The sequence below is a fragment of the Klebsiella huaxiensis genome (assembly GCF_003261575.2).
GTDB lineage: Bacteria > Pseudomonadota > Gammaproteobacteria > Enterobacterales > Enterobacteriaceae > Klebsiella > Klebsiella huaxiensis.
On sequence record NZ_CP036175.1, the window covers coordinates 2,150,038 to 2,165,366 of the forward strand.

At 42.5% G+C, this 15,329-nt stretch carries 13 protein-coding genes; 3 read left to right on the plus strand and 10 right to left on the minus strand.

Annotated features, from left to right (window positions below; all coding sequences use genetic code 11):
• The first annotated feature begins 297 nt into the window (after positions 1 to 297).
• Complete coding sequence (locus tag DA718_RS10200; RefSeq protein ID WP_112216937.1) at positions 298 to 1,188, plus strand: DUF4231 domain-containing protein; 891 nt, start codon at positions 298 to 300, stop codon at positions 1,186 to 1,188.
• Positions 1,189 to 1,336: 148 nt separating this feature from the next.
• On the opposite strand, the gene DA718_RS10205 is transcribed toward DA718_RS10200, so the two are convergent.
• Together DA718_RS10205 and DA718_RS10210 are read right to left on the minus strand one after the other, a co-directional pair.
• On the minus strand, positions 1,337 to 1,741 hold the full coding sequence (locus DA718_RS10205; protein ID WP_112216936.1) for a TIR domain-containing protein: 405 nt from the start codon (positions 1,739 to 1,741) through the stop codon (positions 1,337 to 1,339).
• A gap of 138 nt (positions 1,742 to 1,879) precedes the next feature.
• Positions 1,880 to 4,210, minus strand: coding sequence for a P-loop ATPase, Sll1717 family (locus DA718_RS10210; RefSeq protein ID WP_112216948.1), 2,331 nt, complete (start codon positions 4,208 to 4,210; stop codon positions 1,880 to 1,882).
• 339 nt (positions 4,211 to 4,549) lie between these two features.
• Here DA718_RS10210 and DA718_RS10215 point away from each other — a divergent pair, with 339 nt between their 5' ends.
• On the plus strand, positions 4,550 to 5,803 hold the full coding sequence (locus tag DA718_RS10215; protein WP_112216935.1) for a tetratricopeptide repeat-containing protein: 1,254 nt from the start codon (positions 4,550 to 4,552) through the stop codon (positions 5,801 to 5,803).
• 356 nt (positions 5,804 to 6,159) lie between these two features.
• Here the strand turns inward: DA718_RS10215 and DA718_RS10220 are convergent, their stop codons facing one another.
• From DA718_RS10220 to DA718_RS10240, 5 genes are all read right to left on the minus strand, one after another.
• Entirely contained in the window at positions 6,160 to 6,627 is a 468-nt protein-coding gene (locus tag DA718_RS10220; RefSeq protein WP_112216934.1) for a TIR domain-containing protein, read from the minus strand.
• Positions 6,617 to 7,219: a 7-cyano-7-deazaguanine synthase gene (locus DA718_RS10225; protein WP_112216933.1), complete on the minus strand. Its 603-nt coding sequence runs from the start codon at positions 7,217 to 7,219 to the stop codon at positions 6,617 to 6,619. The genes DA718_RS10220 and DA718_RS10225 overlap by 11 nt, the downstream gene beginning before the upstream one ends.
• Complete coding sequence (locus tag DA718_RS10230) at positions 7,216 to 7,914, minus strand: 8-oxoguanine DNA glycosylase (protein ID WP_053142386.1); 699 nt, start codon at positions 7,912 to 7,914, stop codon at positions 7,216 to 7,218. Before DA718_RS10230 ends, DA718_RS10225 begins: the two co-directional genes overlap by 4 nt.
• Positions 7,911 to 9,293, minus strand: coding sequence for a toll/interleukin-1 receptor domain-containing protein (locus tag DA718_RS10235; protein ID WP_053142387.1), 1,383 nt, complete (start codon positions 9,291 to 9,293; stop codon positions 7,911 to 7,913). The genes DA718_RS10230 and DA718_RS10235 overlap by 4 nt, the downstream gene beginning before the upstream one ends.
• A gap of 71 nt (positions 9,294 to 9,364) precedes the next feature.
• A complete protein-coding gene (locus DA718_RS10240; RefSeq protein WP_112216932.1) occupies positions 9,365 to 10,525 on the minus strand; it encodes a carbohydrate kinase family protein in 1,161 nt (386 codons plus the stop codon).
• Between the two features lie 475 nt (positions 10,526 to 11,000).
• Between DA718_RS10240 and DA718_RS10245 the strand changes: the two genes are divergently transcribed.
• Positions 11,001 to 11,948, plus strand: coding sequence for an ArdC family protein (locus tag DA718_RS10245; protein ID WP_112216931.1), 948 nt, complete (start codon positions 11,001 to 11,003; stop codon positions 11,946 to 11,948).
• Positions 11,949 to 12,110: 162 nt separating this feature from the next.
• Here the strand turns inward: DA718_RS10245 and DA718_RS10250 are convergent, their stop codons facing one another.
• The 3 genes from DA718_RS10250 to DA718_RS10260 form a co-directional block, all read right to left on the minus strand.
• Positions 12,111 to 12,398, minus strand: coding sequence for a hypothetical protein (locus tag DA718_RS10250; RefSeq protein ID WP_112216930.1), 288 nt, complete (start codon positions 12,396 to 12,398; stop codon positions 12,111 to 12,113).
• Positions 12,399 to 12,505: 107 nt separating this feature from the next.
• A complete protein-coding gene (mobC, locus tag DA718_RS10255; protein ID WP_112216929.1) occupies positions 12,506 to 13,252 on the minus strand; it encodes a MobC family replication-relaxation protein in 747 nt (248 codons plus the stop codon).
• 10 nt (positions 13,253 to 13,262) lie between these two features.
• Positions 13,263 to 15,134: a type IV secretory system conjugative DNA transfer family protein gene (locus DA718_RS10260; protein WP_112216928.1), complete on the minus strand. Its 1,872-nt coding sequence runs from the start codon at positions 15,132 to 15,134 to the stop codon at positions 13,263 to 13,265.
• Between the last annotated feature and the right edge of the window lie 195 nt (positions 15,135 to 15,329).

Sequence of the window (15,329 nt, forward strand, 5' to 3'; positions counted from 1 at the left end):
ATATATATTTTTTTGCCATGCGCTGGCACTTCCAATTTGTGGCGCGTTAGTTGCCAAGAGATTGGATTGTCCGTGGATTTGGGAGCAAGTTTTGCTATCCTCAAAAGTTGAGAAGATAAAAGCGATTATTCGATAGAGAAGGTGCCATTCCGGATGGCTGTCTTGTATAATCATGTTTTTCCTAGGGAATGGATTTGTATTTGTACATACATTCTAAGAATGTGTTTGTGCTGAAAAAATATTAATGAAAATGAGATTTGGTAGAGAGATGGTTTTCTATAATAAAGGGGGTGTGGTGTGAAAATTAAATATCCTAGTCTTTATGATATAACTAATAAGAGATCTGAAAACAATCAAAGATATTACTTTGCTGCTCTTAGAATTGAATATTTATTATTGATATTTAGTGCTGTTAATGCTTTTCTGGAGTATGACTACAAATATTACACTGCATTGTTTTTATTCACCATGCTAATGTTGATGGTAGCATTTAAACTTAAAAGTAAATTTGAAAGAGAGTGGTATAAATATAGAGCGGTAACTGAGTCAATTAAAACTATCTCGTGGAAGTTCTCCATGAAATCAGAACCTTTTAACGATAAAGATGAACCAAGGAATATATCACAGCTCGCATCTTATTTAGACGGTATCGTGGGTGGTAGTGAGTTTATATCTAAAAGTATCGACTCTGTATCAGTACTTGAAAGCACGGTTTCTGATGAGATGAAAAATATCAGAAAACTTAATCTTGATGATCGTCGAGATGTATATGTTAAATATAGAATAGATGATCAGCGTGACTGGTATATAGGCAAGGCACAATCTAATAAAAACTTAAGTTTATACTGGGGAGTGGTTGTTTTTTGTATTTATCTTCTTGCTTTTTTATGTTCTCTCTATAATGCTTTTTTGACACAAAATACTGAGAGTTTAATACCAATAAGTGTAGTAACAACGATAGCATCGGCTCTCGTTGGCTGGGTCCAGGTTAAAAGATATAGTGAACTCTCTGCATCATATTTTTTAACTGCACATGAGATTGGTATAATTAAAGAACAATCATCATATATTTCTGGAGAAAATGATTTCTCTGAATTTGTAAGAGACGCTGAAACAGCATTTTCTAGGGAGCATACGCAATGGCTCGCTAGAAGAGTAGCAAATAGGCAAGCCCCAATAAAACATTAGCCAAGTAATTAATTGTTAATTATTATTCTCTGATGATTAGTCAATTAATGAGTTAAAGATGAGGTTCTGACAAGGTTAATGGTATATTTTACCCCACCCTTGTTTTGGGGGGTATAAAATAAATGATGCGTTAATAATTCATTCCATTTTAAATGGAGTTGTTTCTAATCGCGGAAATTATACTTTCTGTATTCCATCTGACAATCTCAATAGCCCTAGATGAAACAGTTGCTGATATCCTCAACGCTCCTCGAGGAACAACTCCAATAATAGGTATGTTATTGTCAAATGCTGTTTGTAATTCCCATTCCATCCAGTCGCTATGGGATGCATACATACCAGCAAGGCCTATAATTATATTTGATTCTAAAATTTTCTTTTTAAGAACCGTTTTTATATAGGGTGCGCTGATAGAATTTATCGGTTTATCTCGACTAACTTCTGAATACTCAGCTTTAAAGTATGCACGGGCATCGATAAGTCTTCTTAAATCTTCTAGTTCGCTATGATATGACCAAGCATGACTAATGAATACGTTATATTCCTTCGACATTTTATGACCTATGTGTACTGTGGTTTTTTTACTTATACTACTACATACAATAAAATATTGGCTATATTAACATTAATCTTATTGCTAATGAATTATTTTTCTAGAGATGGCATGTAACCTTATGTATTTTATGTGAATTTATTTGTTTATCATTAATCCTGGCCAAAATGCTTGATTAATTACCAAGCTAACTGTCTGAGTCGAGTTTCTTTTTACACCATCCATTAGTGCCTTGTTGTAGCTGAAGTCATAAATGAACTTAGGTTCATCTGAATTAATTCGAATACCTAAAAACCCATACCAAAGTAGCAAGTCTAATACACGAGCAGCACCATCATGCTCAATACCTGATTGCTTTAGTTTATTCATTACTTCTATTTCTGACAATTCACTTTCGCAGGCGATAAAAGCGTACAATGCACCGTCGGTTTCAGAAGAAATATCACGAAGTTCGTAGCCAATATCACGTAAAAGATCTGCAGAATAAGCATTTATACCTTTTTCTATATCACTTGCTTCTATAATTTCATGATTTAGATTGATAGCGAAGCTTTTACAATGGTTAATAAGATTGAGTAAAAAACGCGGCCTCATTAAAGAACGTTCAATCAGAAATTGAGAAGTTTCTTCGCCCATATAATGGCTAACAAAAAGTCGTAGCCACGCAGATTTGAAGTCCATATCTTCATCTAGTCCATTTGATACAATTCGCAAGCGAATAAGTTCACGTAGCAAATCGCCATCAGTCCAATCAAGAATGACGCTAGCTTCTTTGCCTCGATCAGATGTCTCCCTTACCAGTAGTTCGTAGACATCATTGCGCAGAAATACCACCGACCGAATTTTGAGATCTGGACTACTAAACTGACGTTCAATCTTTCGAGTAGCATCTATTAAGGCCCTAATCATTAATAAGTCTTCATGCTTCAATCCTGAGGTAGGCCAACCATTGTCAATGTTATCGAATAACAGCCATAAAATTTGTTTGTTATTTAAGTAGCGTCCCAGCATTTGTTTCAGGTTTTTAACATCGTGTTTATATAGAAGCTCAGTGACTTGGGATGAACTTAGGTTAACACTTTCTTCTGAACCATATTTTGATTGGTATTCAGAGTAAATTTTTTCCATCAGCATTGACATGCGTTCAGAAAAATCACCCTCATAATCATAACCTTCAACATAATATAAATCGGATAGCTCACGATAGCCTTCGTATAGAAGGTGATCATGAATATGGCGTTGTCTATCTTTTTCCAAGATTTTGTAACATATCTCTAAGAGAAGCACGTATTCCCAAAATGCCGTAATTGTATGCTGATACGTACCTTCAGCTAAAAACTGAAGGATTCTTTCTTTAAATTTTATAAGTTTGTAACCATCTGGCTTTAGATCTAAAACAATATTTTTGTTACGGTTCTTGTCGCGTTCTGCATCCCTAATTTGAAGGAAAATTGCCGACTTGCCGGAACCTTTACGTCCCACAACCAAATGAGCTTCACCCCGTAGGGACTTAAGAAACTGATCCGTTTCTAAATAATAGCGCTCAAGATCGCGCATTTCATTTTCAGCGGAAGTAGCACCGAGATTAACCTTTTTTATAAAGGAACGCTCGACCTTCGTATCGGATGCTTCGAGTTGCTGAAATGCTTGAGTAACCTTTGAGGCGAACACTTCTATTGCACGATTGACGTCATCGGGGTGGTAAGTCGCTTCTACAAAATCACGATAATCAATGGGGACTGGTTCATCACCAGACTGCAAAATGCTGAGCGCTTTTCCCATGCCATCAGCCAAACCGGCGATGAAGGCTGCTCGCATGTTATGAATAGCAAAACCTGTAGAATTCGAGGATAAAAGGGGAACAACAACTCCGTATGATTTTGCTACTTGCGTAATTGCATCATGTGCAGACAGACGGGGAGACTCGTTCGGATCGAAGTTACGATACGTGAAACCAGCCTTTTTAATCCTAGAGATTATTCGCGTTGACCAGTCGGTCTTGTATGGCGTATCGAGGAGATACACTGGAGCCTTAATGTTTAGCACTGCTGATGTATCAATAGCTTTCAAGACAGAAGCATTTGTTAAAAATGCGCTTAATTCAGAAGAGTTCTGATATTCCCGGTAACCTAAGGTATCGAAAATTCCCACATCAGAAATCTTAAGTCCTTGAGGTTGTAGGCTCTTATTTTTGACAAGCAATACGCGCTTCGATTTACCTATCGCATAACCTATTTCATACGTGACATTGAAATTAAGCTCACTGATGTCGGCAATCAATAAGTCCGTTGCATCAATAGCCGTTAAGACTTCATCAGAAATAAAATGCCCGACAACATCTAGAGCCATCCACGTTGAGATGGCTATCCTGCCTATGATTTTATTGCTGTTATCTACAGCCCGTTCGATAGTTTGCCCAACTTCTACGGGACTTGATGCGTAAGCGAAAAAGCCGGATAAATCCTTCATGCTTGAGATCCTACTTATAAACACCATGCGTACACCCTAGATCTTAGAGTATCGAGGGTGCATACAATGGTAAAGAGACATTTGCTAACTCCGTGCTGGTATTGTGAAGCTATCATTGGTTGTTCTATTGGCTAGGTTTCTTCCGAGATTTTTTTTGATTCTTTGATTGGTTGAAAGTAAAACCTTTTAGTGACCTTAGAAGCATTAGCGGTGGTAGAATAGAATCATCGCTGATGATGCATTGTTGCGATGTTCAAATTTTTCTAACCATTTGATATATTTTGTTTTTATTTCTATCTTCTTAAACTGATGCTTTCGTTTCCAAAAGGAATCGCTGAGATGCAAGTATGTTTTGTCGTGATGGGTTTTGGTAAAAAAACAGATTACGAAACTGGTCGTACTCTGGATCTAAATGCTACTTACGAAACGATTATCCAGCCTGCAGTTTTGAGTCGTGGTCTACGTTGTGTTAGAGCTGATGAGATTTCGCAGTCGGGTATTATCGATGTCCAAATGTACGAAATGCTGTTGCGCGCAGATTTAGTCATTGCGGACATCTCGACAGGCAACGTAAACGCGATTTATGAACTCGGTGTGCGGCATGCTTTAAGGCCCAATTCAACTATTATAATGAATGAAGATCAAGGTAAGCTTCACTTTGATCTTAACCATGTTAGTACCTTGAGATATGCTCATTTCGGTGAGGATATCATGGGGCGTGAGGCGATAAGAGCCATGAAGGCTTTAAGTGAACTGATAGAAAGGGCGATGGCTGATCGAATTATTGACAGCCCTGTCTATACATTTCTTCCAAATCTGCTTGCCCCTAGAATGTCAGACGATCAGTATGTTGAGATGGTCGATGAGGCTGAGGCTGCGCAAAAGAAACTTGCTCATCATATGTTTGAAGGCGAGAAGTTTCTAAGAAAAAGTCAACATGCTTTAGCAGTTGAGCATTTCAAAGCTGCACGCGAAATGAGGCCCGAAGAGCCTGATATCCTTCAAAAACTTGCTCTAAGTATATATAAATCGCAACTTCCTGATGAGATAGCTGCATTGCATGAAGGTTTAACAGTGTTAACTCCTCTCAAACCTGCACACTCAAATGATCCAGAAACTTTGGGCATTGCCGGGGCAATAAATAAGAGACTTTGGCTTTTACAGGGGGATCGTGCTGCACTTGACTTGGCTATAAGTTATTATGGGCGGGGATATGAAGTTCGGCGAGACTATTACAACGGTGAAAATTTCGCTTTGTGCTTTGAGTATCGTGCACATGAGCAATACGAAAAAGCTGAGAAAATATATGATTTTATGAGCGCTCACAAAATACGAAAGTCAATAATAAAATCATTGACTTTGATTGAATCGTCACCGGACTTTTTTGACAGGCCAGATAAACGATGGATATTTGCGACCTTAGCTAATTGTTATTTTGCATGCCAAAACATGGATGTCGGAAATGTATATGAGCAGAAGTTTATGGGTGCAGCAATGGCTCAATGGGAAATTGACACTTATTTAGCAGCTAAAAGTGAAGTTTTGTCTATCCAAAGTGAAAAATTAATAATTTTAGGAAACGTAGAAATGTGATTTTGACCACTAGTGCGGCTTAGCTTAAATGACATATATAAAAATGTTGGAATTTCTGTGTTTTTTATCAATCACAATGTTAAAAGTTGTGGATTTATTCCAATCAAGAAAAATTTCACCTTTTGAAATTTCTAGCCTGATTTTTTAACTATGAGATTTTAAAAATCGGATGTACCCTCTATGCTAATTTGTTCTTGTTTTGGATGTGAGAGAGGTTTATACAAATCATCCAAGTTTGATTTTAATTATATGAAGTTACTTGATTAAAGAGATGAATGGTTTTCATGATTATGCTCATCAAATACTGTAAATGAATCTATGGAATTTCTCAATTCCATAGATTCATACTTAATTTTTTATTTAAGTTCAGTAGATAAATTAGACCACGGTATGATTTTTATATTATTATCAGAAATCCACCTGGGTAGAACACCATCAAAATGTGTACCAGGGTGTACTGCTATAACCTTTTTCCCGAGTTCAAGGCTTTTTTCTACTTCCCATTTAACCCAGTGACTTTGCACTACCGAATCGGAAACAAAAACAACTGTCACTGATGCGCGATTAATGCGTTCACTAATCTTGCGTTTAATATACTCTGCTTGTTCACTGTTATAAGGCTCTCGGACTGAGTGATCATTAAATTCAATATCATTATTTTCATTTTTAGCCTGGGCTCGGAGAAGATTAACTTCATTCATGTCTTCAGTCGCAAAACTGATGAATACATTTCTTCTACCCTCATTAAGTGCTTCTTTAGCTTTTTGTTCGAGGGCTCTCACATCTCCAAGCCTGCTCCATCCACCTGTGCTGCTACCGCCCATTATTCATATCCTCGAACTTAAATTCATTACAAGAGATGCAGTTTCCACAAGGTTTTTCATTACCCATATGACACGAGTACGTATTTGAAATTCCTTTTTCATTTGCTAACATAACCACATCTGATTTAGTAAAAACAGAAAGGGGGGCAAGTACTTTAATTTTTCTGCCCATGCATAATGAAATCATTATTTCCGCCCTAGCAAGAAACTCTGACGTCTGATCTGGAAAGAGGCTTGTGCTTTCATGGAGTAGACCAATAGAAATAGCATCTGCATTTTTCTGATAAGCATAGGCAGCAGCTGTTAGTAAAAAAAGCAGGTTTCGCCCCGGAGTGAAGGCATCATTAATTACATGCAATGATTTGTCGGTGAGGCCAGAGTGTATTAGTTTGCCAAAGCCAGCCAAATTTGCTATTTCTGGTTCAGGCAGTCCCAATGTACTCATCGATAACTTGCACGCTGCAAGTTCCCTATCCCGAGCTCGTTGTCCATAGTCGATAAAGAGAGGGAAAATTTGCAGCCCTTCTTCCTGCGCCAATTTAGCGACCAGTGTCGAGTCAAGTCCGCCAGAAACGAGAGTAACGATGCTCATGCTAACTCCTCCTGATAATTTCTTTTCGCAACTCGCATTACAATCCAAATTGCCCAATCGAGCAGCCCGACTTGACAGTTCATTTGCTCTGCATGGTCACGTAGCTTATTTTCGTATTGGCCATATTTATTTAAACCTGAAATAGATGATTGACTGCCTGAGTAAATACCAAGCGCAGACATATAATCTAATACATGACGATCCAAAATGGCCAAGTCATAAGTTGCTCCACAATTGCGAAGAAACATGCTTGCTTGCTTTGGCCCTATACCATGAGCGTTAGCCACCAGCCATGCGCGTACGTAATATACATCGCAGCTAACCAATGAGTTTAGTGATTTCCCCGTTTGGGCAACTGCTGTGTGTGTTGCAGCTAGTTGTTCAGCTTTAGCTTTAGGAAAGCGATAACTCCGTTTTTTTCCCTCAACCTCCAATGGTCTCTTAAGAACTGCATACAAAAGAGTTATCAATTCGTCACGGTTTTCGTAAGAGTTGTGAAGCAACTGCTCTTTGTCAATGATATCAGCTGCAGCGACAGCAAGAGGGTAAGGCACTTGGCTGCTGAGTATGCAGCATGAGAGTTCCCACCATAAATAGCGTTCATCAGATACCAACCCGCACTCAATTCGAGTATCTAGATCTGCACATAAGGCTTTTACGGCTCGAGATAAAGCCTCCGGTGTGTAATTATTCATGGAAAAACCTCAGGAAAAAGCTTTCTTAACTCATTGCTGAACAATCTTGTTACTCCCGTCGCGAAGGGTTCAGCATCTTTTGTCGATATCATACTACGCATAAGCTGACCAAATTCTGCGTAGTATTCCAAATTGTAGAATGCTACTTGCCCTGCATATCCAATAGTTGTTTGAGCATCGACCATGTCAAGAAAAGGCGTTCGTTCTCCACTATTTTTGAAAAAATCGAAATGTTGGAAGTGATGTAGCCGCCCCCGCCGAGGATCAATTGCAAAACGACACCACTCTAAACCATCGAATGTATCTGCACCAGCAGCAACAAGAACTGCAATGCTCCATGGATTTCCGGTACCTAACAGATGAACAGGTTGATAATATGGGAGCTCATCTAGGGATTTTCTTATTTTTTTCATTGTACTAGCCCGGGCAGCAAGTCCAGCGCCAAGTTCTCTTTCTGGTATAGCTATAACTTGAGGGTTTAGTCGCTCAGAAATACCTTTTACGATCACAGGTAATCTAGAAAGCCCAGCATCATCCTGTGAAACATGCACGATGGGTAGCATTGGTGCAGTTGTGAATTTGGAATCCCTTTTAACAGCCTTCACTATCTGCTCTATGGCTTTTTCTGGTTCGGGGTTCGGTTTTGCCACATCAAAACAAAATGCCCAATCGTGGGGTGTATCCATCAGTGCTTGTCTGTAGTGAATGGGTTTCCATTCTTTATCCTGCAATCGACGTGCTTCGTAGTTTCCAGAATCAATCAGAACGAAGCCACCTGCTTTGCGGTATGCTTTAATTTTGCTAAGCATTTCTCTTTTGTCATGGGATTTCACTAAATCATAGGCTGACACAAGGATTGATGATGTTTTATGTACTCTGAGCACTTCTAATGCATCAGAAGGTGAGAACTGAGTCTCATGAGATGAAACAGACATAAATATGTTAGGAATAAGTAAGTTACTACCTGAGGTTGCCTGCAGCCTACTAGGGGCCTTACGAGGCAATACAACTCGTGCAATTTTTCTTTGCAGTTGTAGGAAACCTGGATGAGATGCATCGCCATCCCAGTCGCGAAGGTCAATACTCGTTAAACTTCCAAAAGGATAGGGAGGATCACTTTGATCTATTGTTAACCCGATAATATTTTGAGTATGTTTTTGAGCCACTCTTAGTTCGTCGGTGACGGTCGCTTTGCGCGAAAAGTCTGAAAACAAAGCCAAAACACATTTCGTCTCGGCAAGGTTTTTTTCAATAGCAGGTCTCCATTCACCAACAATATTGTCATCCCACCATACATCCCATTGTTGAGAAAGGAGTTCATGCAACCGCTGGGTTATATTAACATTCTCATGTGGATAAATTATATACACATCTGACATAAGTCAACAAAGCCTCAGATAATTTCATTTCGTTATACAACCTAATTCGCAATAATTATTAATTACATTTTTTATTGTGGAGTTGACGCTTGATAAGCATCAATTGACCAGGCGGTTAGGTACATTGCTGTAGTGAAATCATTTGTAATTAACGCGCTTTTAATCTCTGTCGTATTTGTAGTAATCCGTTCACGTAGCACGACGACAGGAATATCTTCTGCTATAGCATTGTTAATGCGATTCTTGGCGTCGATATTTAACCCATCATCTACAACCAGCACAGCATCAGCCACTATGTCCAAAGTGGAGAATGATAGTTCAGGGCAGTACACTTCCATCCCGAGCTCACTCAATGCTAAACGAGCTTCCTCAAGTACATATCGTTGACCTAATGAATCAACGGCTCCTTCTAAGCAAATTTTTGCCTGTGGAATATAGGTTACTGGCGACAATTTTGGCATTAATGTTTGGCTAAAAGTTAACTGGCGGCTGTCACAATATAGAGCGACCGACCTCGAAGCCAAATCAGCAGATTTTTCGGCTGAACAACCTCGGTAGGCCCAATGAAATGCAAATATGGCGCTAAATACATCTCCTGTACCGATCTTGAATACTTTCGAAGAGCGATATGCTGGTATATAAGTAATTTTCCCCGTTCTCTCATACACGGTTGCACCCTTTATTCCAGCTTTAACAACCACAGAATAAGCATTTTGCATCTTTATTAGCTGAGATACTGCTTCTTCTTGCTGTGCAATACCCGTTGCATGCTGTAACTCTAATTCATTTAGGACGATAGAAAGCTCATTAGCTTTAGAACCGTTATCGTAAAAGGCTTGGGGATTACGCCATGTCTGAGGGTCGTAAACAGCCCTATTAGCATGAACGACAGCATCTCCCTCCAAAAATCCGAAGCGTAACACTGCTTCTCCAGTCACATGGATTGGCCTTTGGCGTTCAATTTTTTTGATGGATGGTTCAATGTGAGGAACCGAAAGCGGATGGAAATAGGCAAAGGCAATAGATGTAGGTCGAAAATTTGTAGTTATACGGATACCTTGGCTTTTTAGTTGCGAAATAGCGCTTTCATCGGATGCAGATGCATAGGTATGTAACTCTGAATCTGAGCAAAGTGAAGCTATAGCCATAGCCGCACGGCCACCAGACCCGAAGGTCATATCCCAGAAGGGACTCTCACAGAGTTCACGATAAAGACCGCCAGCTATTTGCATCACCTGACTCCAATTTGAGGGAGCGAATAACAACAATAACCGTAAGAAAATTAATTGTTATCATTACTTTTTGAACGACTAGAAACCAATTGTAAATCTATATTACTGAGAATATAAAAAAAACCAATACTTTTATGATGCTTCTTTAAACAAAAAAGTGATTCAACAGAACACTTGAGATGGATGGTCTCTATGTTTCCGGATCGCGGATCGTATACATCCCATCCTCAAAATAATAAGCAGAATTATCAACACCATGAAGCAAGCTGCGTTACAACACTGGTAGAAGGCAGCAGGTCCTCTCCTACGTGTTTTCCCTTTTCATATCTGCTTCCGTTAAATCGTTTCCCAGCACAACCCGTCCCGCAAGGGTAAATGGCACGCATTCTGCGCCCTTGCAGGCCGGAACGATGCCGGGAAAGCGAACCGTCAGGCGATACGAAGACGAAAATCACACCACTGACGGAGAAAAAACATGACCATTTCCCTGCATACCACCCAGACTTGCGCCCCTAACACCGCAACGGTGACCAGCGTATCCCCGCTGGAGCAGTCAGGCTCCTCAAAAACGAAATTTTCTCAAACCAGAACAGATTTTTATCAGACCGTCACCGACAACATCATTGCAGCGCTTGAAGCCGGTGTAAAACCGTGGTCTTGCCCGTGGCAGCGCGTACCGGGTATGTCAGGATTGCCTTCAAATTACTCAACTGGAGCAGCTTACAGTGGGATGAATATCATGTTGCTGTGGTGCAGTGCATCAGAACAGGGATTCAATGATTCGCGCTGGATGACCTACAAACAGGCAAAAGCGGAAGGCGGGCAGGTACGTAAGGGAGAACACGGCACTACCGCCATTTTCTATACCACGCTGGAGAAGGAAAATGACGACGGAGAAACTGACTACATTCCGATGCTGAAGACTTTCACCGTGTTCAATGTTGAGCAAATTGACGGTTTGCCTCTGAGTGACAAAGCAGTTTGCCCGGCAGAGACCTTTGAACCATTACCGCAGGCGGAAGCGCTTTTCCGTAACAGTGGTGCAACCATCATTGAGAAGGGACAAAACGCCTTTTTCGCACCGTCAACCGATGAAATCCGTTTACCTGAACGTTGTCTTTTTAGCGATGTTGCCAATTTCTACGCCACCGGACTGCATGAGCTGGTTCACTGGAGCGGGGCAAAAAGCCGGCTGAACCGTGAAATGAAAGGGAAGTTTGATAGTGAGGGTTATGCGTTTGAGGAATTGATCGCCGAGTTGGGAAGCGCGTTCCTGATGGCGGACCTGGGGATTGTCGGAGAGGTTCAGCATGAAAGCTATATCGCTTCATGGCTGAAAGCACTGAAGAACGACAAACGCTTTATTTTCAAGGCCGCCAGCGCGGCATCGAAAGCGCATCGTTATTTGATGGATAAAATTTGAGCAAGAAGGAGTCGCAACGGAATGTGGCTTTGCGTGTAGGGCCGCTTAAAACAGTAACGCTGTAGAGGCATGAGTGAGGCGGAGCGCAGCCAGGCGAGCACCGAACAGTCATGTCCCTACAGTGGAATAAAGCAAGTCACACGGACAGGGCTGAATGGGCAGCTATTCTCGGTTACCAGCAACTGCCTGAAGCGCAAGTAGCCGCTGTTCCAGATTATTCAGTCTTTCTTCGAGGTCATGGCTCTGCTGTTCAATATCTTCCAGTGTTTCTGACAGAACATCACGCAGCAGCACAAAATTTGCGTGAAGGGCATAGACAAAATCATTGCCGCGAACCAGTAATACTTCACGCGGTATGTCCTGCAATGCGGAATGTGTCATCCATGTCACCAGCGCTTTTGCGCTCATTTCGATTAGTACGTCCGAAAGTCGATCAGTTTCTCTGTTCATTCTGGACTCCTGTCTGTTCTGATGATGGGGGAGTATTTCGGTAGGGCATGATTTCCGGTCGTTGCGCTGCTGGTGGGCGGGTTGGGGCAGTTGGTGATACAGAACAACTATATGCAGTTGCCTAAATCCAGCCGTTGCAACTCGTCGAGCGTGTAGATGCGGAAGACATTTCGGTGGCGGGTTTCCAGCGGGATGTGCTGATGGTTAACGATGACGTGCCTGATGCTGTCAAAGTGCCGTTCAAGACTGCGCTTTTTCTGCGGGTCCGGCACGATATAAAAAACGTAAATCCAGTTTTTACGTGTCCGCGCCAGCAAATGGCTGGCGATGATCGACTGGTAACGGGCTTTGGTTTTCAGACGGCGCTCGGTCTCAATGGCGATCACGGTGCCGCCGGGCAGGGTGATCAGACCGTCCGGGCGGTGACTGACCTGATAACGGCTGAGGAAGGTTGTGCGATCGCCGTTTATCCATCCGGATGCGCCTTTTTGCTCAAGGATAATCCGGGCTGACTGATTATCAAGGTGGTGCTCCAGCGTCCAGCCGGTAATTTTTGACGGCTCAAACCGTGCCGGGAAAAGCACGTCATCGGGTGTTAACACCACGGCTATCCCGTCACTGGTTATTCCCCACAATGAAATTTTCATGGTGCGTGATACCAGGACGTGCTTTTGTATTAAGCCCATTCCCTCGACTTTTGAAAGCAGGGAATACAGCGATTTATGATCCCTGAAGCCGAAAAGCAGCATCAGCGTTTTAAAGTCACTGTACGTTTCTTCCTTCAGAAAATTCAGCAGTCGTTGTATTTTTTCGCGGTGTCGCGTCTGGCGTTCGCTGTATGCGGTGATGAGCATCATTTCCCCTTTAAAAATCCAGCCATGACGGGTTTTCTTCTTTATTGGTATTCGGTGTTGTCGTGTCTTTTTCGTCCGTATCAAAAAAAAGATCGGATCGAGTTGCTGTGATATCCGGCGTTGATGCGGGTCCGGGGGAAGTTTCCTCCTCGCTAAAATCCAATGCGATGTTTATTGTTGCTGCGGTGGCGGCAATCGCGGGCGACATGGCACAGATCTCCAGTTCGCGTTTTTTCACCCTGATGGGCGAAATCAGCGAAGCAGAGGGGAGTGCTTTTGTCGTGAAGATGAAGCTGACAAAATCGGGTAGGTTCAGGATCATATTGCTGTCGGTAAAGAAACGCTCGGCCTGCCTGATGGTGCGTTCGCTGTCGATAGTCTCTGTCAGCACGGCGTTGGTTTTCGCTTTGCGGACCTCATCATCGACTAATATGGTGCCTGACATCCTGGCTACCCATTCAGCGGTGTCCGGATCCATGACACGATAAACCAGTTTGAATTTAGCGTTCTCAACGACCGCGCCGACAACGGCGTCACCTTTCAAATCTGCCGGACAGTCTTTTAAATCGGCAATCGACTGATGGTCCATAATAATATGCACACCTTTATCGCGTGCCGCGCCTAAACCCTCCAGCGCGGGCCTGGATAAATGGTATTTCAGTTCGGAAAGATAAATAGCAATGGGGCGGGGCACGTTTTTCACTCGCTCGCGCCTTTCTGCCAGCTGGTACAGGCGAACCAGCAACATACGTTGAGCGGTAATGATTTTGCTGTTGCGCATTGAGCCAATCACATAACAGCAACCGCCTTCCTCAAATATCGTATTAAGCGAAAATCCTGTCGGCGCATTGATGGCATTGAGCAAGGCAAGCTCTTCAATTTTCCCGAAAAAGGCTTTTATCTTATCTGCAATACCCTGAACGTAGTCGCCGTTATAAACATCCCGAATGGTTGAGGCAGTATTACGGGTGACAAATTGTGCGGCTATCCGGGCCGCTTTCCGATCGTCAATCCGATAAAAGTCAGATTCCTGACCTTTCTCTGCCAGGCTGAACCCGGCAACAAAAAGCTCTTCCAGTTCATCGGCGGTGATCTCTTCAATCAGGTTTAACTGGTATTGGGGTTTACGCAGGTCAATTAAGGCAAAGGGCTTCCCGGCATCTTCACAGGCTTTTCGGTAAAGGTGGGGTGCCCATTCATCATCCTTGGGGTCCATCACAAATACGCCTTCACCGGCCAGAATACTTTGGTAAAGTAATATCCCGGTGGCCACCCCTTTACCGGCGCCGGTGGTGCCGATGATATCCGCGTGTTGTTTTTGCCAGTCTTTTAACGGCAGGTACATCGGCTGAGTATCGCGGTCCATGCCGATAAATAACCCTTTGTTCAGGTCGATATAATCCAGCGGATTATAATGCAGTGTTTCCGGCAGCAGGGATTTCACCGTACGGACATCGGTGCGTAATTCCCGTTCAAGCGTGGTTTTTCTGACGAGGCGCTTCTTTATTTTGTCTAATTCAGGTGTTAATACCCTGCGCAGCAGAATATGCAAAATAAAACCCGTTACGGTAAAGATAATCAGCACTGGCCATGCCAGAACGGGAATACTGGCGACTACACGGCCTTGATAAAGCCACTGGAAAATCCAGATAACAACCGGGGCCATGGTACCGGAAAGAAAACACAGCATGGCAAAAGCAATAATCAGCTTTTGCCACAACGGGGCTTTTTGACGTTCATCGCTTTTCATCGACGCGAAAAACGGCATCGTCAGCCCCGATAACAGCGCCAGCATCAGTTGATGCTGTTGCATAATAGCAATGAAGCTCAGCGCGCCATTCACTATCGGCGACAGTGAAACGGCCAGCTTATTCAAAATCACGTTGCCTCCTTCGTCACCAGTTCGCCCCATGACATCGCCCCATCAATTCGCCCCATGGTGTCGGGCGAAAAGGCGGGGCGAGCGTATGGGTTAAAGAAGGTGGCCGCTGTACGGCCATATGCAGGAAAGCATGCTTCCCTGCACAACACGGCGTGCGCCAGTTCATGCGGGCTGGACGCCCTTATGATATGTTGC